General features: G+C 73.3%; 20 protein-coding genes. 11 read left to right on the top strand and 9 right to left on the bottom strand.

The genetic code is table 11. From position 1 onward, the window contains the following. Window positions 1-170: 170 nt before the first annotated feature. On the bottom strand, window positions 171-1,172 hold the full coding sequence (locus DEJ34_RS11530; protein WP_110901403.1) for an AraC family transcriptional regulator: 1,002 nt from the start codon (window positions 1,170-1,172) through the stop codon (window positions 171-173). 79 nt (window positions 1,173-1,251) lie between these two features. After that, complete coding sequence (locus tag DEJ34_RS11535) at window positions 1,252-2,214, bottom strand: sugar-binding transcriptional regulator (RefSeq protein WP_110890112.1); 963 nt, start codon at window positions 2,212-2,214, stop codon at window positions 1,252-1,254. 194 nt (window positions 2,215-2,408) lie between these two features. Here DEJ34_RS11535 and DEJ34_RS11540 point away from each other — a divergent pair, with 194 nt between their 5' ends. Next, complete coding sequence (locus tag DEJ34_RS11540) at window positions 2,409-4,151, top strand: glycerol-3-phosphate dehydrogenase/oxidase (RefSeq protein ID WP_181420665.1); 1,743 nt, start codon at window positions 2,409-2,411, stop codon at window positions 4,149-4,151. A 182-nt stretch (window positions 4,152-4,333) separates the two neighbouring features. On the opposite strand, the gene DEJ34_RS11545 is transcribed toward DEJ34_RS11540, so the two are convergent. Together DEJ34_RS11545 and ykgO are read right to left on the bottom strand one after the other, a co-directional pair. Then, window positions 4,334-4,990, bottom strand: coding sequence for a histidine phosphatase family protein (locus DEJ34_RS11545; protein WP_110901405.1), 657 nt, complete (start codon window positions 4,988-4,990; stop codon window positions 4,334-4,336). A gap of 28 nt (window positions 4,991-5,018) precedes the next feature. Beyond that, the gene (ykgO, locus tag DEJ34_RS11550) at window positions 5,019-5,141 is read right to left on the bottom strand and encodes a type B 50S ribosomal protein L36 (RefSeq protein ID WP_056224971.1); all 123 of its coding nucleotides are present in this window, start codon (window positions 5,139-5,141) and stop codon (window positions 5,019-5,021) included. Window positions 5,142-5,185: 44 nt separating this feature from the next. Here ykgO and DEJ34_RS11555 point away from each other — a divergent pair, with 44 nt between their 5' ends. Together DEJ34_RS11555 and DEJ34_RS11560 are read left to right on the top strand one after the other, a co-directional pair. Continuing rightward, window positions 5,186-6,199: a GTP-binding protein gene (locus DEJ34_RS11555; RefSeq protein ID WP_110912037.1), complete on the top strand. Its 1,014-nt coding sequence runs from the start codon at window positions 5,186-5,188 to the stop codon at window positions 6,197-6,199. A gap of 59 nt (window positions 6,200-6,258) precedes the next feature. Continuing rightward, window positions 6,259-6,783, top strand: coding sequence for a DinB family protein (locus DEJ34_RS11560; RefSeq protein WP_110890197.1), 525 nt, complete (start codon window positions 6,259-6,261; stop codon window positions 6,781-6,783). Between the two features lie 25 nt (window positions 6,784-6,808). On the opposite strand, the gene DEJ34_RS11565 is transcribed toward DEJ34_RS11560, so the two are convergent. Next, window positions 6,809-7,819, bottom strand: coding sequence for a sugar-binding transcriptional regulator (locus DEJ34_RS11565; RefSeq protein ID WP_110912038.1), 1,011 nt, complete (start codon window positions 7,817-7,819; stop codon window positions 6,809-6,811). 73 nt (window positions 7,820-7,892) lie between these two features. Next, window positions 7,893-8,753, bottom strand: coding sequence for a GolD/DthD family dehydrogenase (locus DEJ34_RS11570; RefSeq protein ID WP_110912036.1), 861 nt, complete (start codon window positions 8,751-8,753; stop codon window positions 7,893-7,895). A 48-nt stretch (window positions 8,754-8,801) separates the two neighbouring features. Between DEJ34_RS11570 and DEJ34_RS11575 the strand changes: the two genes are divergently transcribed. From DEJ34_RS11575 to DEJ34_RS11600, 6 genes are all read left to right on the top strand, one after another. Further along, the gene (locus DEJ34_RS11575) at window positions 8,802-10,106 is read left to right on the top strand and encodes an RbtT/DalT/CsbX family MFS transporter (RefSeq protein WP_110912035.1); all 1,305 of its coding nucleotides are present in this window, start codon (window positions 8,802-8,804) and stop codon (window positions 10,104-10,106) included. A gap of 50 nt (window positions 10,107-10,156) precedes the next feature. Beyond that, window positions 10,157-11,929, top strand: a complete 1,773-nt coding sequence (locus DEJ34_RS11580; protein WP_110911746.1) for a dihydroxyacetone kinase family protein — start codon at window positions 10,157-10,159, stop codon at window positions 11,927-11,929. After that, a complete protein-coding gene (locus DEJ34_RS11585; RefSeq protein WP_110890119.1) occupies window positions 11,926-12,387 on the top strand; it encodes a ribose-5-phosphate isomerase in 462 nt (153 codons plus the stop codon). The genes DEJ34_RS11580 and DEJ34_RS11585 overlap by 4 nt, the downstream gene beginning before the upstream one ends. A gap of 138 nt (window positions 12,388-12,525) precedes the next feature. Next, complete coding sequence (locus DEJ34_RS11590; RefSeq protein ID WP_110901412.1) at window positions 12,526-13,596, top strand: LolA family protein; 1,071 nt, start codon at window positions 12,526-12,528, stop codon at window positions 13,594-13,596. After that, window positions 13,593-14,582 carry an ABC transporter ATP-binding protein gene (locus tag DEJ34_RS11595; protein ID WP_110901413.1) on the top strand — a complete coding sequence of 330 codons (990 nt, stop codon included), beginning with the start codon at window positions 13,593-13,595 and terminating at the stop codon, window positions 14,580-14,582. Before DEJ34_RS11590 ends, DEJ34_RS11595 begins: the two co-directional genes overlap by 4 nt. Continuing rightward, window positions 14,569-15,456 (top strand): ABC transporter permease, encoded by an 888-nt coding sequence (locus DEJ34_RS11600; RefSeq protein ID WP_110901414.1) that lies wholly within the window; start codon window positions 14,569-14,571, stop codon window positions 15,454-15,456. The genes DEJ34_RS11595 and DEJ34_RS11600 overlap by 14 nt, the downstream gene beginning before the upstream one ends. Window positions 15,457-15,489: 33 nt before the next feature. Here DEJ34_RS11600 and DEJ34_RS11605 read toward each other — a convergent pair whose 3' ends face one another. Both DEJ34_RS11605 and DEJ34_RS11610 read right to left on the bottom strand, forming a co-directional pair. Continuing rightward, window positions 15,490-16,551, bottom strand: a complete 1,062-nt coding sequence (locus tag DEJ34_RS11605) for an NADP-dependent oxidoreductase (protein ID WP_110901415.1) — start codon at window positions 16,549-16,551, stop codon at window positions 15,490-15,492. Between the two features lie 161 nt (window positions 16,552-16,712). Beyond that, complete coding sequence (locus DEJ34_RS11610; protein WP_110901416.1) at window positions 16,713-17,624, bottom strand: metallophosphoesterase; 912 nt, start codon at window positions 17,622-17,624, stop codon at window positions 16,713-16,715. A gap of 59 nt (window positions 17,625-17,683) precedes the next feature. Here DEJ34_RS11610 and DEJ34_RS11615 point away from each other — a divergent pair, with 59 nt between their 5' ends. Continuing rightward, a complete protein-coding gene (locus tag DEJ34_RS11615) occupies window positions 17,684-18,682 on the top strand; it encodes a threonine aldolase family protein (protein ID WP_110901417.1) in 999 nt (332 codons plus the stop codon). A gap of 23 nt (window positions 18,683-18,705) precedes the next feature. On the opposite strand, the gene DEJ34_RS11620 is transcribed toward DEJ34_RS11615, so the two are convergent. Then, the gene (locus DEJ34_RS11620; protein ID WP_110901418.1) at window positions 18,706-19,914 is read right to left on the bottom strand and encodes an ROK family protein; all 1,209 of its coding nucleotides are present in this window, start codon (window positions 19,912-19,914) and stop codon (window positions 18,706-18,708) included. Between the two features lie 131 nt (window positions 19,915-20,045). Here DEJ34_RS11620 and DEJ34_RS11625 point away from each other — a divergent pair, with 131 nt between their 5' ends. After that, window positions 20,046-21,347, top strand: coding sequence for an ABC transporter substrate-binding protein (locus DEJ34_RS11625; protein WP_110901469.1), 1,302 nt, complete (start codon window positions 20,046-20,048; stop codon window positions 21,345-21,347). The last annotated feature ends 1 nt before the right edge of the window (window position 21,348 follow it).

A 21,348-nucleotide genomic window follows, 5' to 3' on the forward strand; every position in this document is an offset into this window, starting at 1 on the left:
CACCCGCTCACCGGCCGTTCCGTTCCGCGGAGTTCGGCATCACGCAGGTCGGGAGCGCTCCCACCGAACGATCTGGTCACTCCCCCGGACCGACGCAGCACCTCGGCTGACGGCGACGAGTCAGCCGTCGGCGACCGGGTCCGCCCTCAGCGGCGCGACCGGGTCCGCCCTCAGCGTCGCGACCGGGTCCGCAAGGTGTCGCTCGGCAGCTCGCTGAACCGGGACCGGTACGCGGCCGAGAACCGACCGAGGTGGCCAAAGCCCCACCCACGGGCGATGTCCGCGACCGAGGTCTCGTCCCGCTCCGCCCGTCGCAGCTCGTCGAGCGCGCCGTCGAGCCGGACGGACCGCAGCAGCTCACCGGGCGTCTGGTCCAGGTGTCGCCGGAGCGACTGCTGCAACCCGCGCGGGCTGAGGCCGGCCGCCGCGGCGATCTCCGGCGTGCCGATGGGCTCACGGGCGTGCGCCTGCACGTAGTCGAGCGCACGCCGCAGCCGCTGGTGCTCCGGTCCGGACCCGGTCACGGCGGCACGCCACGTGCTGCGGCGCGGGAACGCCCGGAGCGCCGCGCTCGCGAAGGCCTCGGCGACGTCACGGCGGACGGTGGCGGTCATCGGGGAGTCCACCTGCAGCCACGTCGACGAGAGCCGTCGGACCGTGTCGCGCCAGACCCCCATCCCGTCGGCGGCCGGCCGCTCGAGGGGCTCGAACGAGAACGTGTCGTCGCCGACCAGGCTCGTGACGAACGAGCGGTCGAGGTGCACGAGGTTGAGACCGATGTCGCGGTGGTGCAGGTCGTACGGCTCCGACGGCAGGATCACCGGGACGCCGGGCTCGAGGTCCACGGAGCGGCCGTTGAACGTGATGGTGCTGCTCCCGCTGCGGAGCCACGCGACGATGAAGTCGTCCGACTGGCTCTGACTGCGCAGGTCGACGCCGAAGCGGGAGGTCCGCAGGGAGATCCGTTCATCGGTGACACCGGCGAAGTCCCACGCCGTGTCCGCGTGCGTCCGCCGGATCGCGGGGGCCTTCAGGTCGTAGTCGGAGGTGAAGAACGCCATCGCCTGGTCGATGTCCGTGCCTGCCAACCGCCGGTACGACCGGGTGTCGGCACGCTCGACGCCGACGGGCGGAGCGGACGGAGCGGGACCGGCATCGGGAGTGAGCACCATTCTCCGACCGTACGCGACACCTCCGACATCGGACTCGACGGGCCTCCCCCAGAGCCGGGGACACGCGCCTCCCGTCCGGTCAGCTCTGCAGGATCGCCTGACCGACGCTCTCGTCGAGGATGAGGTCCGTCACGAGCCCCGCGGCCAGGGCGCCGCGCAGCGACGCGGCCTTCCCCCGCCCGGCGACGACGCAGATCCGGCGCGGCGCCCGCTTGACCGTGTCGAGGTCGGGCGCACCGGCCCGGGCGTTCACCCCGATGTCCTTCCACGACCCGTCCGCGCGGTAGAACACGGTGGACACGTCGCCGACGACGCCGGCCTGTCGCAACTCGTCCTGGTCCGCCGGGTCGAGGTACCCGCCGGAGTACACGTGCGACGGCACCGGGGCCTGCGGAGCGCCGACCCCGAACACGACCAGGTCCATCCGCTCGTGCAGGTCGAGCACGCGTCGGATCGAGCGCTCGCGGAACAGCGCGGCCTTCGTGGCGGGGTCGTCGAAGAACGCCGGCACGGGGAACTGCTGCACGAGTGCGCCGTAGGCCTCGCCGAACCGCCGGAGGATCTCCGACGCGTAGACGATGCCCGTCGTGCGGGTGTTCGCGGCGCCGTTCACCTGCACGACGGTCGACCCGTGCGTGGTCTTCGGCACGAGGTAGCGGCTCACGGCGCTGACCGTCGAACCCCACGAGATGCCGATGACCATGTTCGACTCGATGTACTGCGTCAGGATCCGGGCGGCGGACAGGGCCACCCGCTCCAACCGGTCGACGTCGCTCGTGTGGTCCGGGACCGGCACGACGTGTGCGTGCACGCCGAAGCGCGCCCGGATGCTCCGGCTCAGCGCGGCCGCCTGGTCGAGCGGTGAGCGGATCTGGATGTCGACGAGCCCGGTGTCACGGGCGTACTTGAGCAGGCGGGACACCGACGACCGGGACGTGCCGAGCTCGTCGGCGATGGCGTCCATCGTGAGGTCCTGCAGGTAGTAGAGGTGCGCAGCCCGCAGGGCCTGCTGGGTGCGCACGGGCTGGGCGGCGTCGCTCATGGCTCCGAGCATGCACGGACGTGCACGCCCGCTGCAACCCCGTCCGGGCCTCCCGTCCGCCCATCCGGCGGCCCGGACAGGAGGCGCCACAAGCGTTCTGCACGTCCGTGCACGGAGGTTGCCCACACGTTCCGACGAGCGCACGATCGATGGAGTACCAACGGAATCGACCCCAGAAAGCGATGCGAACGACCATGTCGAAGAAGACGCAGCCCAGGAACACGGTCACCGCCCTCACCGGACGCCCGAACGCACAGGTCCTCATCGTCGGTGGCGGGATCAACGGCATCGCCACCTTCCGCGACCTCGCACTGCAGGGCGTCGACGTCGCCCTCGTCGAGCGCAGCGACTACGGCTCGGGCGCGTCCGCCGCGTCGAGCCACATGATCCACGGCGGCATCCGCTACCTCGAGAACGGCGAGTTCCGTCTGGTGCGCGAGAGCGTGCAGGAGCGCAACGGCCTCATCCGCATCGCCCCGCACTACGTCAAGCCGCTGCAGACGACCATGCCGGTCTTCTCGACGTTCTCCGGCATCATGAACGCCCCGCTGCGCATGCTCACGCACAAACAGCGCTCCACGAAGGAGCGCGGCGCGATGCTCATCAAGATCGGCATGACGATCTACGACTCCTTCTCGCGCGACGGCGGTTCGGTCCCGAAGCACGTCTTCCGCACGAAGAAGGCGGCGCTCGAGGACATGCCGGCCCTCAACCGCGACCTCAAGTACACGGGCACGTACTACGACGCCTCGGTGCACGAGCCGGAGCGCCTGGCGCTCGACGTCCTGAAGGACGGGCTCGCCGCGAGCACCGGCACCGGCACGGACGCGACCGCCCGTGCGACGAACTACGTCGAGGCCGTCGGCAGCCGTGACGGCGGCGTCCTGCTCCGTGACCGCGAGACCGGCGAGGAGTTCGTGTTCACCGCGGACGTCGTCGTCAACGCGTCCGGTCCCTGGACGGACCTGACGAACGAGGCGTTCGGTGGTGGCACGAAGTACATGGGCGGCACGAAGGGCTCCCACATCGTCGTCGACAACCCCGAGCTGCTCGAGGCGACGAAGGGCCGCGAGCTGTTCTTCGAGAACAACGACGGCCGCATCGTCCTCATCTACCCGCTCAAGGGCCGGGTCCTCATCGGCACGACCGACATCGACGCCGACCCGTCGCAGCCGGTCGTCACCACCGACGAGGAGATCGACTACTTCTTCGGGCTCGTGAAGCACGTCTTCCCGCAGATCGAGGTCACGCGCGACCACATCGTCTACAGCTACTCGGGCATCCGACCGCTCCCCCGCCACGAGGACACCGCCCCCGGGTTCGTGTCCCGCGACTACCGGATCGTCGACACCCCGATCGCCGGCCTGCCGGACACGACCGTGCTGTCGCTCGTGGGCGGCAAGTGGACGACCTTCCGGGCCCTGGCCGCGCACCTGTCGACCGACGTCACGAAGAAGCTCGGCGTCGCCCGCACGGTCGACACGACCGGCATGCCGATCGGTGGTGGCAAGGACTTCCCGACCACCGACGGCCAGCGTGCCCTGTGGATCAAGTCGCACCGTGACGGCCTCGCGTCCGAGACCGTCGACCGCCTGCTCGACCGCTACGGCACCCGTGCCGCCGAGGTCGTCGATGCGCTGGTCACCGGTCCGGTCGAGCCGCTCGAGTCGGACGGCACGCTGACCCGTGCCGAGGTCCGGTACTTCGCCGAGCACGAGCAGGCCGTGCACCTGGTCGACGTCGTCCTCCGCCGCACGAACCTCGCGTTCGTCGGTGGTGTCACGATCGATCTGCTCGACGAGCTCGCCGACGTCATGGCCGAGTCGCTCGACTGGACGGCCGAGGAGCGCGCCGACGAGGTCCAGCGCACGCTCGACGTCCTGCGCGAGTCGCACCGCGTCATCGTGCCGCTGACGTCCGCGTCGCAGCTCGCGTAGTCCACGCGACGCACGACGAACGGGAGGCACGGTGCCAGCTGGCACCGTGCCTCCCGTTCGTCCACCCCGCCACCTGCCCGATGCGAGACGCCCCGGATGCGCCGAGACGCCGCCGGATGCTGCGGCGTTCCGCCGCCGGTGCGGCGTTCTGCGGTCCCGGCGGCGTCGCGCCGTCGGTGTCGTCAGAAGCGCTCGCCGGTCGGGTCCTGCGCACCGAGGTCGGCGAGGTCGTCGCCGCCGACGGGCTCGCCCGCCCAGTCCACGAGGCGCCACCCGTCGGCGGTCGAGCCCTCGAGCTCCACGACGCCGGTGTTCTCGAGGTGCCGGTTCCGCCCGAGGTCGTCCGGCACGTTCTGCGCCGTGACCGCGGCCCAGATCCGGATCGCGGCACCGTGGCTGAACGCCGCGACGACGTCCGCCCCGGTCTCCTCGATCTGCCGCACGGCGTCGTCGTACCGCGCGAAGAACGCGTGGCCGTCCTCCGCGCCGGGCAGGTGCTCGTCGCGGTCACCGGCAGCCCAGGCGTACACGGCCGCGAGGTAGCTCTGGACGGCGACCGTGTCCCGTCTGCCCTGCAGGTCGCCGGCCTCGATCTCCCGGAGGCCCGGCAGCACCACGGGTGCGAGGTCGAGCGCACGCGCGAGCGGGGCCGCGGTGATCTGCGTCCGGACCATCGTCGAGGTGAACAGGCGCTCGATGCCCCGGTCCCCCAGCGCGGCGGGGAGCGCGTCGGCCTGCTCCTGTCCGAGCTCGGTCAGGCCGGGTCCGGGCACCTCTGCGTCGAGCAGGCCGGTCACGTTCGCGGGGGTCTGTCCGTGTCGGACGAGCAGGAGTCGCATCCCCTCACCCTACGGAGCGACTCCCCCACTAGCCCTGACGGGTGTTCCAGCGCGGGTCCTTCTTGTTGATGACGTACACGCGCCCGCGCCGCCGCACGACCTGCGAGCCGGGGATCTTCTTGAGCGCCTTGAGCGAGTTGCGGACCTTCACGTGGACCTCCTTGATGAGAACGGTTTTCATGTACCGTACTGCACATGCCCGCAGTCCCGATCACCCTCGTCTCCGCCCTCCACGACGTCGACGCCGCACGCATCGCCGCACGGCTGTCCGACGGGCACCGGCTGCACGCCGCCGGCAGCGCGATGGCCGCGACACGGGCCGTCGCGGACCGGGCCGGGCGCCTCGCCGACGTCTGCGGGCCCGGCGCCCGGCACGCGCTCGTCGTCACCCTGCCCGTCGGCGGTGACGCTCGGGCCGTGGGCATGATGCTCGCGAACGCGGCCCGGGCCGAGACGGGCGACGACCGGGTGCTCCGGCACGTGGTGTCCGTCCTCCGCGCCGACGAGGTCGAGCACCTGTTCTGGTCCGGGGTCGACGACGCGTTCGTCGCCGGCGAGCGCCTCGCGGCCCTGGTCGAGTACGCGACCGTCATCGTGCTCGACCGCACCGACCGCCTGTCCCCGGCACGGCGTCGCGCCCTCGTCGCCCTCGTGCACCGCTGCGCGCCGTCCGCCGTGGTCCTCGCCGACGAGCGGGTCCGCAGCGCCGACGAGCTCCCGGCGTCGAACGGCGGCGCGGCCCGGGTGCTCGCCGGGAGCGCCGGGTGGATGCGCGCCCTGTCGAGCGGAGCCGACGACGTCCACCGGCGGTCCGCAGACGGGCTCACCGCCGTGTGCTACCGGGACCCGCTGCCCTTCCACCCGTCCCGACTCGCCGACGTCGTGGAGCACGACCTCGCGGCCGGGCCGGACGGACGGGTCCTGCGCTCCCGCGGGTTCTTCCGGCTGGCGTCCCGGCCCGACCACGTCGGCTCCTGGTCGAGCGTCGGGGCGATGCTCGCGCTCGACCCGGCCGCGAACCCGTCCTGGGACGAGGACGCCCCGATCGGCCAGTCGCTCTGGTTCGTCGGCGAGGACCTGGACGCGGTCCGGCTCACGCGGGCGCTCGACGGAGCGCTCATCACCCCGGACGAGCTGCTCGCCGGGCCGGACCTGTGGCGCGCCTGGGCCGACCCCTTCCCGGTGTGGCCCGTCCTCGACCGCGACTGACGGCACGGTCCCCGCGACCGACCCGCCACCGAGCCGTCCGGGACTGCTACCGTCTGGCCGTGGCGATCGAACCGGACACGAAGAACTGGACCTGGGTCATCGAGGCGGCGTGCCCGGACTGCGGCTTCGACGGCAGCGCGGTGACGTTCCGGGACGTGCCCGCGGTCATCGACGCGAACACGGACGGCTGGCCCGAGCAGCTCCGCCGCCCGGACGTGCGGGAGCGCCCGGACGAGTCGACGTGGTCACCGCTCGAGTACGGCGCCCACGTCCGTGACGTGCACCGGAAGATGACGGAGCGCCTCGAGCTGATGCTCGCCGAGGAGGACCCGCTGTTCCCGAACTGGGACCAGGACGCCACCGCCGTCGCGGACCGCTACGCCGAACAGGACCCGGCCACCGTCACCCGTGAGCTCCTCGCCGCCGCCGACCGCGCCGTGTCGGCCTTCGGCGGGGTGCCCGACCACCAGCTCGCCCGGACCGGGCGCCGCTCGGACGGCAGCGTCTTCACGGTCGCGACGCTCGCCGTCTACTACGCGCACGACCCGGTGCACCACCTGTGGGACGTCCGCCGGTCGCGCTGAGCGGTCCGGGCCTCCCGGCCGGGCGTCAGGCGAGCGCGTCGAGCAGTGCCCGCGCCGTCGCCGCGTCGGTGACCAGCTCGTTGACGAGCCGGCCACGCACGGCGCTGATGATGCTCGGCACCTTCACGGCACCGACGGCCACGCCGACCGCGTGCGGCACCGCGGCCAGGACCTCCCGCGAGGTCCGGACCATCCGCTCGCTGCCGGGGAACTCGATCGCCTCGCCGTCGGGGCCGGTGAAGTTCAGGCACACGTCCCCGGTCGCCCGCTCGAAGACCGCGTGGTCCACGGGCAGGCCCCTGGCCATCGCGTCGCGGGTCGCGACCGGCGCGCCGATGCCGAGGATCGCGCCCGTCGCACGCTCCCAGAGACCGACGACGTGTTGGAAGGCCGGGTCCTCGTCCAGGGAGGCCCGCAGCGCCTCCGACGGGAGCGCCTGCGCGAACAGGAAGGTCGGGATCGCCCCCGACCGCTCAGCGGCCGCCCGGGTGATCTCGTTCGTCTGGAACCACTGGTTCGGGTCGGCCTGACCACCGACGGTCGGGACGAGCTGCACGCCCGGCATCGGGGGCACGACGCCGTGCGCGATGGCGTGCACCGTGCTGCCGGAGGACACCAGGACCGCGTCCCCCGGGGCGAGGTGCATGGCCTCGACCGCTGCGGCGACGGGCTCGGCGAGGTCGACGCCGAGGGTCGCCGTGTGCGTCACGGCCGCGAGGTACACGGCCTGCAGACCGAGCACGACCCGCAACCGCTCGGCCAGGACGGCGGTCTCGTCCTGGAACGGGTCGACGACCTCGATCCGGACGAGCCCGGCGCGGCGGGCCTCGGACACCAGGCGGCTGACGGTCGGGCGGGAGACGCCCAGGCGGGCGGCGATCTCGTTCTGCGTCGCGTCCTCGAGGTAGTACATCCGGGCCGCCTGGTACACCGTGTCGAGCGGGAACCGGGAGCGGGGACCGTCGCCGGCGGCGACACCGCCCTCCGTGGGCGGACCGCTGGCGGGTGCGGGGTCGGACGGACTCGTTCCGGACATCGAGCGCGGGCCTCCCGGGGTGGTGCCGTCGGCCGGGTGCCGGGACGACACCGCGATCGTAGCGCCGCCCGTCCTACCGGATGGTGAAGCCACCGTCGACGCGGAGGTCGGTGCCGTTCACCATCGCGGCCGACCCGCCGGCGAGGAAGAGCACCGCCGCCGCGACCTCGTCGGGCGTCGCGAACCGTCCGGTCGGGATCTCGTCCTGGTGGCGCAGGCCCGCCTCGTTCGCCCACGCGGACCGACCCAGGGCGGTGAGCACGACCGTCGGCGACACCGTGTTGACGGTGACGCCGCGGCGCCCCCACTCGAGGGCGAGCACGCGGGTCAGCCCGAGCAGACCGGCCTTCGACGCGCAGTAGGCGGCGTGCCCGTCGATCCCGACGTGCGCAGCCTGGGACGCGATGGTCACGATCCGTCCGTACCCCGCGGCGAGCATGTGCCGTCCGACCGCCTGCGTCACGCGGTGCGTGCCGGTGAGGTTCACGTCGAGCGTCCGCGCCCAGGCGTCGGGCCCGAGGTCCTCGGCGGGGGCCAGGGCGACGATGCCCGCGCAGTTCACCAGGACCTCGACGCGCCCGGCGCCGGCGAGGACCTCGGCGACGGCCGTGTCCACCGAGGCCTGGTCCGTGACGTCGCACCCGATGCCGAGGTGCCCGTCCCCGGGCAGCTCGGACGCAGCCGAGGCCGACGCGTCGGCGCGGACGTCGATGACGGCGACCCGTGCACCGCGGCCGGCGAGGGCGCGTGCGACCGCGTTGCCGATGCCGGACGCGCCACCGGTGACGACCGCGACGCGGCCGGTGAACGGGTTCGTGTGGTCGAGGTGGGCCGGACCGGGCCGCAGCAGCGCGGCGAGGTCGTCGTCGTCCGGCAGCGCTGCCGGGGCCGACGCGGGACCGGTGGACGGGTGGTGGTTCTGGAACGCGGACATGACGGGTAACATACCCGATGTCAGATACCACTGCGATCGAGAGAGCCCATGTCGACGACGACGCCCCCACTCCTGCGCACCGCTCCCGCCCCCGGCCGCCTCGACCGACTCGGGATCCCCCGCTCCCTCGCCCTCGGCTTCCTCGGCGTCCTGGTGATGATGACCGGGGTCGGCGTCGAGTCGAACTTCGTCACCCCGCACATGGTCGCCGTGCTCGGCAGCCCTCCGGCCACGGTCGCGACGATCGTCACCGGCGCGAGCCTCGCCACCCTCGTCGGCAGCTACCTGTCCGGCGCGCTCGCCGACCTGGTCGGCCCACGCCCCGTGATGACCGTCGGCGTCGTCGTCTGGGTCGTGTTCGAGGTCCTGTTCCTCGGCGCCCTCCACCTCGGCAGCGTCCCGCTCACCGCGGTGGCCTACACACTCCGCGGACTCGGGCACCCGCTCGCCGCGTTCGCGTTCCTGGTCTGGGTGAACGTCACCGCACCCGTCGAACGCCGTGGTGCGGCGGTCGGGTGGTTCTACGTCGCCTTCACCGGCGGCCTGCCCACGCTCGGCTCGTTGTTCGCCCTCGGGACCATCCCGGCCCTCGGCGGCGGGGTCGTCGGCGAGACCGGAGCGATGACCGCCTCGATCGCCCTCGTCGTCGCCGGGTGGGCGCTCGCGCGCTTCGGTGTCCGGCTGCCGAGCGGCACGCAGCGGATCGCCCCCGCCGGCGAGAGCCCCTGGCGGGTCGTCACGAGCGGGATCCGCCTGACCGCGACACGGCCGCGCGTGCTCATGGGGTTCCTCGTCCGACTCGTCAACACCGCACCGGAGTTCGGCATGTTCGTCGTCCTGCCGGCCGTCATCGCCGACGAGCGCGGCTGGGGGCAGCAGCGCTGGCTCCTCATGACCGTGTGCGTGTACGCGACGAACATCCTCGTGAACGCCCTGTTCGGCTGGGTCGGCGACCGCATCGGATGGGTCCGCACGGTCCGCTGGTTCGGCGTCGTCGGGTCCGCGGTCGGGCTGCTCGCCTGGTGGTACGTCCCGCAACTCGTCCCCGCCGGCTCCCACTGGGGGTACGTCGCCGCCGTCGTCGCCGGGTGCGTCTTCGGGTGCTCGCTCGCGGGGTTCGTCCCGATGGGTGCGATCATGCCGGCGCTCGAACCGCAGCACCGGGGTGCGGCCATGGCGATGTACACGACCGCGGCCGGCGGTGCCGCGTTCCTCGGCACCGGGGTGGTGGCCGTCGTCCTCGCGCTCGGCGGGGGCGGTGCCGTCGTCACCTGGACGTTCGTGGGGCTCTACGCCTGCGCCTTCCTCATGGTCGGCCGACTCCACATCCCGCAGCACGACGAGGCCCACTGACCGATGTCCCCGTCCCTTCCCACCCACCCGTCCCCCGAGGAGGACCGCACATGACCACGATCTGCGACGACCCCGACGAGTTCGCCGAGGACCAACTCGCCGGTTGGCTCGCCCTGTACGCCGACCGCGTCCGCGGGGTGACCGGCGGCGTCGTGACGCTGCCGACCGCCGACACCGACCCGCAGGTCGCCGTCGTCGTCGGAGGCGGCTCCGGCCACTACCCCGCCTTCAGCGGTCTGGTCGGCCCCGGGCTCGCGACCGGCGCGGTCGTCGGGAACGTCTTCACGTCACCGTCCGCCGCCCAGGTGTACTCCGTGGCCAGGGCCGCCGACCAGGGCCGCGGCGTCGTCCTGTGCTTCGGGAACTACGCCGGCGACACGATGAACTTCGGGATCGCCGCCGAACGACTCCGCGCTGCCGGTGTCGACACGCGGATCGTGGTGGTCACCGACGACGTCGCCTCGGCGGACGAGGTCGACCGACGACGGGGCATCGCGGGCGACTTCGCGGTCGTCAAGGCCATGGGCGCCGCGGCGGCCGCCGGGGCCTCGCTGGACGAGGTCGAACGGGTCGGCCGGCGTGCGAACGACCGAACGCGGACGATCGGCGTCGCCTTCTCGGGCTGCACGCTGCCCGGGGCCGACGAGCCGCTGTTCACGGTGCCGGACGGTCACCTGGGCCTCGGCCTCGGTATCCACGGGGAGCCGGGCATCCGCGACGTCCCGCTCGTGCCGGCCCGCCAGCTCGCGCACCTGCTCGTGGACCGGTTGCTCGCCGAGCGTCCGGCCGACGCCCCCGCCGGTGGCCGGGTCGCCCCGGTCCTCAACGGCCTCGGCGACACCAAGTACGAGGAGCTGTTCGTGCTCTGGGGACGGATCGCGCCGCTCCTCGAGCAGGCCGGCCTCGCGGTCGTCGAGCCCGAGGTCGGCGAACTCGTGACGAGCCTGGACATGGGCGGGTGCTCGCTCACCCTGCAGTGGCTCGACGACGACCTCGAGCGACTCTGGCGTGCCGACGCCTACGCGCCCGCCTACCGCAAGGTGGCAGCGCCCCTCGCCGCACTCGTCCCCGCAGCCGCCGGGACCGAGTGCGCTGCGGACGCGACGGTCGTGCCGGACGCGAGCCGGGCCTCCCGGCAGGCCGCCGACACCGTGCGCGTGGTCGTCGCGGCGACGGAACGGCTGCTCCGCGAGCAGGAGCACGAACTCGGCCACATCGACGCCGTCGCCGGGGACGGCGACCACGGACGCGGGATGGTGAAGGGCATCGGTGCGGCCCGGCGGGCGGTGGACGGCACGGACGCGACCGCCGGCGTCGCGTTCCTGCTCGGACGCGCCGGCGAGGCCTGGGCGGCAGAGGCCGGCGGGACCTCGGGCGTGCTCTGGGGCGCGGCCCTCGAGGCGTTCGGCGCCGCGATCGGCGACGACGCCGACGAGGTCACCGCGTCGCTCGTGGTCGACGCGGCCCGGGCCTTCGCCGACGCGGTCGTCCAGCTCGGACGGGCGCGGCGTGGCGACAAGACACTGCTCGACGCCCTGCTGCCGTTCGTCGACGCCCTCGACGCGGCGGTGCGCTCCGGCGTGCCGCTGCCGGAGGCCTGGACCGCTGCCGCCGAGGTCGCCCGGCTCGAGGCGACCGCCACCGCGGCGCTGTCGCCACGTGTGGGACGAGCCCGGCCGCTCGCCGCGAAGAGCGTCGGCACCCCGGACGCCGGAGCCGTCTCGATGGGCATGGTCCTCACCCGCGTCGGCGAGGTCCTCACCGCCCGACGTGACACCACGAACACCACCATCACCACCACCACTGGAGGAGTGCACGCATGACGTTCCGCATGGCGATCGGGTCGGACGACGCCGGTTTCACACTCAAGGAGGTACTGCGCGCCGACCTCATGGCCGATCCCCGGGTCGTGGACGTCGTCGACGTGGGTGTCGACGCCGACGGCCACACGGCCTACCCCCACGTCGCCGTCGAGGCCGCGCGGCTCGTCGCCGCCGGGTCCGCCGACCGGGCGCTGCTCGTCTGCGGCACCGGACTCGGGGTGGCGATCAGCGCGAACAAGGTCCCCGGCATCCGGGCGGTGACCGCGCACGACCCGTTCAGCGTCGAGCGGTCGGTGCTGTCGAACGACGCGCAGGTCCTCTGCCTCGGGCAGCGGGTGATCGGCACCGAGCTCGCCCGCCGCCTGGTGCGCGAGTGGCTCGGGTACACCTTCGACCCGGCATCGGCGAGCGCCGGGAAGGTCGACGCGATCCGGTCGTACGAGCAGTCCGCCGGATGACCCGGTGAACGCTGTGCTCCGGCCGCCGGACCTGGCCGGACCTGGCCGGAGCACAGCGTTCTGTCGGTTGCCGGACGTACCGTGCACCCGACTCCGATGCACCACCGCGGGTCCGATGCTCGACCGAGGGGAACCCCCATGAAGAAGTCCGTCTGGCTGCCGGCACTGATCGCGCCCGTCGTCGTCGCCGGGGCCGTCGCCGCTCCCGCACTGGCGAACGCCGCCGCTCCTCCCGTCGCCGGGGAGCACCCGACCGCCGCCGCGGTCATCGCCAGCATCGCCGGTTCCTCGGACGCGCAGTACTCGGGCAAGCTCGCGCAGACGAGCGACCTCGGGCTCCCGGAACTGCCCACCGGCTCCGGCGGCTCCTCGCTCGAGGGGGACGCCTCCGACGCACTCGGTCTGCTCACCGCCCCGCACACCGCCCGCGTCTACGTCGACGGGGCGACGAAGCAGCGGGTGCAGGTCACCGAACAGCTCGCCGAGCGGGACGTCATCCGCAACGGCAGCACCGTGTGGACGTGGGACTCCGAGGAGCGCGCCGCGACGAAGGTCACGCTCCCGAGCCGCTCCGCGGAGACGCCCGGATCCGGCACCACCACCCCGGGTGACGTGGCCGAGCGCGCGATCGACGCCATCACCCCGACCACGAAGGTCTCGAAGCCGGTGGCGACCTCGGTCGCCGGTCACGACGCCTGGCTCCTCACGCTCACCCCGAAGTCCTCCGACACCCTCGTCGGCACGGTGCAGCTCGCCGTCGACCAGCAGACGGGGCTGCCGCTGCGCGCGTCGGTCACCGCCGCGGGGAAGGACGACCCCGCGTTCCAGGTCGGCTTCACGAGCCTGTCGTACGGCGCGCCGGCGGCACGCCTGTTCGCTTTCACGCCGCCGAGCGGTGCGGACGTCTCCAGCGAGGACCTCTCCGACGTCCCGGGTGCACCCGGGGACGGTCGCGGACACGGTGCCCCGGACCACGGCGGCGCGACGGTCACCGGCAGCGGGTGGGACACGGTCGTGACCCTGCCCGCCGGCACCGCCGACAGCACCGGTCTCGGGTCGGAGGCGTCCGGGCTCCTCGACCAGCTCACGACGGCGGTCGACGGCGGTCGCGCCCTGCAGACCTCGCTCGTCTCGGTGTACCTGGCCGACGACGGCCGTGTCCTCGCGGGCGCGGTGCCGGTCGCGACGCTGGTCGCCGCCGCGAAGTGACGACGGGGACGGACACCGCGGCCGCACCCCGAGACACCACGGACACCGCAGCCGGGCTCGCCATCCGGACGGTCGGCCTCCGCAAGGTCTTCCGGAAGCAGCGGGCCGTGGACGGCATCGACCTCGCGGTGCCCCGCGGCTCGGTGTTCGGGTTCCTCGGGCCGAACGGCAGCGGCAAGACCACCACGATCCGGATGCTCCTGGGGCTGTCGACCGCCACGAGCGGGACGATCGAGGTGCTCGGCGAACCGATGCCGCGCGGGCTGCACTCGGTGCTCCCCCGGGTCGGTGCCCTGGTCGAGGGTCCGGCCTTCTACCCCTACCTGTCCGGCCGGGCCAACCTGTCCCGCTTCGACGCCGCCGATCCGACCTCCGACCCGCGGACGCGGCGGGAGCGGGTCGCGAGCGCACTCGACCGGGTCGGGTTGAGCCACGCCGCCGACAAGAAGGCGCACGCGTACTCGCTCGGGATGAAGCAGCGCCTGGGCTTGGCGAACGCGCTGCTGTCCCCGCGCGACCTCCTCGTGCTCGACGAGCCGACGAACGGCCTGGACCCGCAGGGGACCCGGGAGGTGCGGCACCTCATCCGGTCCCTGGCGGACGACGGCACGACGGTGTTCGTGTCGAGTCACCTGCTGGCCGAGATCGAGCAGGTCTGCACGCACGCGGCCGTGATGCGCACCGGCTCGATCGTCGCGCAGGGCCCGCTCGACGAGCTCCGAGCCGCCGGCGCCCGGACCGTCACGGTCCGGACCCCCGACATCGGGCAGGCCGGTGTCGTCCTCTCCCGCCTCGGACTCGCGCCCCGGCGAGAGGGCGGGTCCGACGTCCTGGTCGCCGACCTCACCACCGACGTCGAGCCGGAGACGATCACCGCCGAACTCGTCCGCGCCGAGGTCCGGGTGCGCGGCATCGCGGTCGGCGGCGGCACCCTCGAGGACCTGTTCGTCGCACTCACCGGAGAGGGCTTCGATGTCGCAGGGTGACACCGTGGACACGACGACACGACCCGGTGGTACCCGGTCCGCTCCGGGCGCTGCGCGGCGGACCCGCACGTTCGCCCTGCTCGGCTCCGAACTCGCGCTCGTCTTCCGTCGGCGTCGGACCTGGGCGATGCTCGGGGCACTCGCCCTCGTGCCGGTCCTCATCGCCGTCGCGGTCCGGCTCACCACCGACGGCGACGACGGTGGCCCGGCGTTCCTCGGCGACATCACGAACAACGGCCTGTTCGTGTCCTTCACGGCGCTGACGGTGTCGATCCCGCTCTTCCTGCCCCTCACGGTCGGGGTGGTCGCCGGCGACACCGTCGCCGGTGAGGCCAGCCACGGCACGCTGCGCTACCTGCTCGTCGCCCCGACTGGGCGGGTGCGGTTCATCGTCGTGAAGACGATCGGCGCGGTCGCGTTCTGTCTCGCCGCCACACTGCTCGTCGTCCTCGTCGGGGCGGCGATCGGTGCGGCGCTGTTCCCGGTCGGTCCGGTGACGCTGCTCTCCGGTACGCAGGTCGACGGCTGGTCGTACGCGGGCCGTGCGGTCCTGCTCGCGCTCTACGTGACGCTGTCGATGCTCGGCCTGGTGGCGATCGGTCTGTTCGCGTCGACGCTGACCAACGTCCCGGTCGGGGCGATGGCCGCGACGGTCGTGCTGGCCGGGGCATCGCAGGTGCTCGACCAGCTCCCGCAGCTCGACTGGCTGCACCCGTTCCTGTTCTCACACCTCTGGCTCGGGTTCGGCGACCTGCTGCGGGACCCGATCTCGTTCGACTCGTTCGGCAGCAACGCGGTCCTGCAGCTCGGGTACCTGGTCGTGTTCGGCGCGCTGGCGTACGGCCGGTTCGCCAGCAAGGACGTCCTCAGCTAGGTCCGGCCGGGCGCCAGCGGTGCGCCGCCGCCGTCAGTCGGCGCCGCGGGACGCCGGGGAACCGCTCTCGAGCGTGCCCTCGGCCTTCTCGTGCGCGTACACGTCGCGGAGGTCACGCGCCTTCTCGGACCGGTACCAGTCCTGCCGGGCCCCGGTCTCGACGGGCTGCATGCCGACGACGACCTTGCCGCGGGAGTGCATCTCCGCCAGGTCCTCGTACGCCTCGACGATGTACTCGAACGGGTAGAACCCGGAGATGAGGACCTGCACACGGCGGTCCTCGACGGCCTTCACGAGGTACGTGATGAGCTCGCGCGCCTCCGGGTCGGACGCCGGGGCCCGGAGGAACCGGAGTTCGGCGTCCCGCCGGTCATCCGACGACACGAAGCGCTTCTCGTCCACCCCGAGCCGGACGGCGAGCGCGCGCGCGGACTCGTCGCCGTGGTTGTCGATGAAGGCGGTGACGGGCCGGCCCTTCGCGATCTCGGTGATCCGGGCCTCCTCACCGTCCCCGTAGGCGACGGGCAGGATGCCGATCTGCCGCAGGTAGTCGTGGTTGCGCGGGCTGCCGAGTCCGATGACCGTCGCACCGGCGTCGCGGGCGAGCTGGCACTGGATGTGCCCGACGCCGCCGGCGGCCGCGCTGATGACGACGGTGTCGTCGGGTCCGAGTCGGAGCTTCCGGACGACGTCGACGGCGGTGCAGCCCGCCAGGTACAGCCCGCCGGCGACCTCCCACCCGACGTGGGTCGGCTTGATGACGACGGCGTCGCGGGGCACGACCACCCAGGTGGCGTGCGAGCCGCCCTCGGGCGCGTGCCCCATGACCTCGTCGCCCACGCGGAGGTCCTTCACCCCGTCGCCTCGCGCGCGCACGATGCCGGCGAGGTCGACGCCCTGCCGTGCCGGGAAGTCGACGTGGACGTGGTCCTGGAGCTTGCCCTCGCGGAGGAACCGCTCGATGTGGTTGAGGCCCGCCGCGATCACCTCGACGAGGACCTCGCCGGGGCCGGGCGTGGGGCGTTCCTGCGGCACGACCTCGACCACGTCGAATTCGCCGTACCGCTCGTACTGGACTGCGCTACCGGTTCGCATGTCATCCTCCTCGGGACGTCGTGCGTCCGTCCTACTCGCCGCACCCCGGTCGGTGCGCGGGGATGAGGGGTACTCGCAGGGACGGGTCGGACGGGAGGCCCGGGGCGGCCCGGAGCGCGCCTCCCGTCCGGTCCGGCGACCGGGGGGGGGGAGGACACCGGTCAGGACGGACCGAAGGCCGCCGCGATGCGGGCAGCGGTGTCGGCGTCGAGGTGCAGCGCCCGCTGGTCGGCGTCCGGACGCGGCACGCGGACCGGCGTCGACCAGAGCGAACCGTCCTCGGCGAGGTCGACGACGAGGGCGCCGGTGCCGACGAGGGCGGTCTCCTCGTCGTACCGACCGGTGACGTCGGCGTCGTTCGCGACCCCGGGCGCGACGAGGACGGGGACGCCGCCGGTCGAGCCGGCGAAGTGGTGGTGGTAGTGGCCGGCGAGCACGACCCGGACGTCGGCCCCCCGCAGCACCGCGGCGAGGTCACCGGGGTTGCGGAGCTTCAGCGCGTCGTGCAGCGACGTCGGTGCGGGCAGTGGCGGGTGGTGCAGGACGACGACCGACCCGTGCGGTGCCGGCTCGGCGAGGGCGGCCCGCAGGTGCTCGGTCGCGGTCGCGGACAGCTCGCCGTACCCGGCGCCCGGGACGCTCGTGTCGACGGTGACGATCCGCCGGCCCGCGACGACGGACCGCCCTCGGACCGGGACCGCGGGGTCGTGGTGCTCCATCGTGTGCATGAGCGGTCTCCCGCCCTCGCCGAGGACGTGCCCGTCGAACAGGACCCGTCGGAAGCCGTCGCGCTGGTCGTGGTTGCCGGGGACCGTCACGAACGCCGCGCCGTGCCGCTCGGCCCAGCCGCCGACCAGGTCGCGGACCGTCGCGTACGACTCCGGCGACCCGTCCTCGGACACGTCGCCGGAGACGACGACCAGCCCCACGCCGTCGAGGCCGTCCAGATGGTCGAGCAGGGCGCCCAGCGCCGCCGTGGTGTCGACGGTGCCCTGGTGCAGCGCGCCGTCCCCGGTCACGTGCGTGTCCGAAAGGTGCAGGATGCGGAGTGTTCCGGGAGCGGGAGGCTGCATGTCGCACACCGTAGCCGGGCCGGACGACCGGGGTGCGTCGCCGGGGGTACCGTTGTCCGGTGATCGACCTGCGCTCCGACACCGTGACCCGTCCGACCCCGGCGATGCGCCGCGCCATGGTGGACGCCGAGGTCGGTGACGACGTGTTCGGCGAGGACCCCGAGACCACCGCGCTCGAGCAGGAGGTCGCCGCGCTCCTCGGTCACGAAGCCGGGCTCTTCACCCCGTCCGGGTCGATGGCGAACCAGCTCGGGCTCCGCCTGCTCGTCGGCCCCGGCGAGGAACTGCTCGCCGACGTGCAGGCCCACGTCGTCCGCGCCGAGCTCGGCGCGGCGGCCGTGTTCTCCGGCATCACCACACGGACGTGGGCGTCCGACCGCGGCCGTCTGGTGGCCGACGCGGTGCGCGCGATCGCGGAGCCGAACGCCGGCGCCTACTCGGTGTCGACGACGGCGATCGCGGTCGAGAACACGCACAACTTCGGCGGCGGCACCGTGCAGCCCGTGGCCGAGGTCCGCGCCGTGCAGGAGTTCGCCCGCGAGCACGGCATCGGCCTGCACCTGGACGGTGCCCGGTTGTGGAACGCCCACGTGGCGTCGGGCACCCCGTTCCCCGACCTGGCGAGCGGGTTCGACACGGTGTCCGTCTGCATGTCGAAGGGCCTCGGTGCGCCCGTCGGGTCCGTGCTCGTCGGATCGGCCGACCGGATCGCGGCCGCGCGGATCTGGCGGAAGCGCTACGGCGGGGGCATGCGGCAGACGGGCATCCTCGCCGCGGGCGCACGGCACGCCCTGCACGAGCACGTCGACCGCCTGGCCGAGGACCACGCGAACGCCCGGGTGCTCGCAGCGGCGCTCGACGTCGACCCGGAGTCGGTGGACACGAACATCGTCTTCGCGCAGGTGTCCGACCCCGACACGTTCGTCGCCGCCGCCGAGGCCGCTGGCGTCCGGGTGATGCGGCTCGGGCGGACGACGGTGCGCCTCGTCACCCACCTGGACGTGTCCGCGGAGGACGCCGCGCGGGCCGCCGAGGTGCTCGCCGCACTCCCCCGCTGACGGCGGAGCCGACCCCGCACCCGTCAGCCGACGGCCGCCGCCGCCGCGGGTGCCGTCCGCAGGTCGAACGACAGCGGATCCGCGCGGACCGTGTCGAGCGCGAGCGCGACGGCACCCGTCACGACGACGTCCGCCCCCAGCGTCGAGGCCACGATCTCCGGCACCGGGTCGAACCGCCCGCTGCCGAGCACGGCCGAAGCGCGGTCGATGACGGCACCGGCGTGCCCCGCGATCGCCCCCGCGACGACCACCCGGTCGATGTCGAGCAGGCTCGCGAGCAGGACGCACACCCGGGCGAGCAGGTCCCCGAGCTGATCCACGACCTCGAGCGCGACGGGGTCGCCGTCGTCCGCGGCGCGGAAGACCGCGGCCGCGTCGAGGCCCTCGCGGGCGACGGCACGGCCGAGCGGGCTGTCCGGGTCGACCCGGCCGGCGTCGACCGCCGCCGTCACCGCGGTGCGCGCCGCCGCGCCGAGTCCGTCCGACGACCCCACACCGACGACGAGTCCGAGTGCGCGCAGCTCGCCCGCGCCGCCCCGCGCACCGCGGAGCAGCACGCCGTCGACGACGAGGCCGGCGCCGAACCGCTCCCCCGCGAGCAGTGCGGCGAAGGACGCCTCCGGCGCGGACGGCCGTTCGGCGATGGCCGCCAGGTTCGCGTCGTTCTCGACGACGACGCGGGCTCCGGGGGCGACCGCGTCGAAGCCGGGGTTCATGCTGACCCAGAAGCCGCCGTCGTCCGGTGAGACACCGCGGGCGTCGACGGGTGCGGGGACCCCGACGGTGGTCACGAGGACCCGGTCGGCGTCCGTCCCGGCCGCGGCGAGCGCGGCGGCGACGGTGGTCGCGACCGCATCGAGGCGGAACCCGACGTCGAGCCCTCGCGTGCCGAGGTCGGTCTCCGCACGCGCGAGCACGGCACCGCGCAGGTCGGCGACGAACGCAGCGACCCGGTGCTGTCCGGCGTCGACGCCGACGACGCACCCCGCGGTCGGGTCGAGTTCGTAGCGCCGTGCGGGTCGACCGATGCGGTACTCGCCGGCGGTGCGCGCGTCGTCCAGCTCCGTCAGCCAGCCGCGTGCGACGAGGTCCTCGCACGCAGCGAGCACGGTGGAGCGGGTCAGTCCGGTCGACTCCATCGCCTCGGTCGCGGTGAAGGCGCCGACGTCGAGTGCGTGATCGAGGACGGTCTCCGCACTGGAGGCACGGGGCGACGCTCGACGCTGCGGCATGTGGCGAGACTACCGCGGCACGGATTGCTTGCGCGAGTAGATTTTGTCCGTATATTTAGTCGGGCGCGCTGCATCGGAGCAGCGCGCACACCGGGACGGCGACGGTGCCGATCCCGGCGAACGGAGACGACGTGCAACCACGCGCCACACGAGCCGGCAGCGCATCCGCGCTGAGCCGGCGGTCGTTCCTGCTCGGGGCGGGCGGCATCGCCAGCGGCCTCGCACTCGCCGGCTGTGCACCGGTCGGGTCGACCGGCTCACGGCCGGAGACGATCAGCTTCTACGTGTCCAAGCCCGAGGTCATCGGGTACTTCGACGACCTCATCGCGCAGTTCCACCAGGCGCAGTCACGGATCCGGGTGGTCCGGGACTCGACGTCGAGCATGTCGGCGAACTTCGTGCGGAACAGCCCGCCGGACCTCGGCTGCTGGAACTACAACTTCTCCGTCGTGCCCTTCGTGGAGCACGGCGCACTCACCGACCTCTCGGACCTGCCCGAGGCCGCGACGATCAACCCCGACCTGTGGCCACTCATGGAGCAGACCGCCGACTACCCGGGCCGCAGGAGCGCGCTGCCGTACTCCGTGACCGCCGCGTCGGTGATCTACGACCGCGCCCTGTTCGCCGAGCAGGGGCTCGACGTCCCGACGACGTGGTCCGAGTTCGCCGCCGTGTGCCGCCGGCTGCAGGAGGCGGGCATCGCACCGGTGTACGGCACGTTCAAGGACAACTGGACGATCGCGCAGGGCATGTTCGACTACAGCATCGGCGGGATGATCGACACCCCGGCGACGTTCGCGGCCCTCCGCGCGGCCGGCACCCGTGTCGGCACGGGATCCGCGCCGTCGTTCGCGGAGGACTTCGCGGCCCCGATGGAACGCATGGCGCAGCTGCGCGAGTGGCACCAGCCCGGTGCGGTCAGCCGCGGGTACGGGGACGGCAACCTGGCCTTCGCGCAGGGGAAGGCCGCGATGTACCTGCAGGGGCCGTGGGCGCTCGGCGAGATCGCCAAGACCACGCCCGACATGGACCTCGGGACGTTCCCGCTGCCCGTGACCGAGGACCCCGCCGACCGGAAGGTGCGGGTCAACGTCGACCTGGCGCTCTGGATCCCGGAGGCCTCGCGCAAGCAGGAGGCGGCGCGGGAGTTCCTGTCGTTCCTCATGACCCCGGCCGTGAACGACCGGTACAACGCGGACAACAACGGGTTCGGGGTCCGGCGAGACGCCCCGCCCGCGTCGAACCCCGCCCTGCGCGGCATGCAGTCGTACTACGACGACGCCGCCTTCTACCTCGGCGCCTCGCAGCTCATCCCCGCCGAGATCCCCGTCGCGAACTACGCGCAGTCGATCGCGTTCGGCGGCGACCCGCAGCGACAACTCCGCACCCTCGACTCCGACTGGGCGCGCCTGGCGCTCCGCTCGGCCGCGTGAA

This window comes from Curtobacterium sp. MCPF17_050, from assembly GCF_003224435.2.
Classification (GTDB): Bacteria; Actinomycetota; Actinomycetes; order Actinomycetales; family Microbacteriaceae; genus Curtobacterium.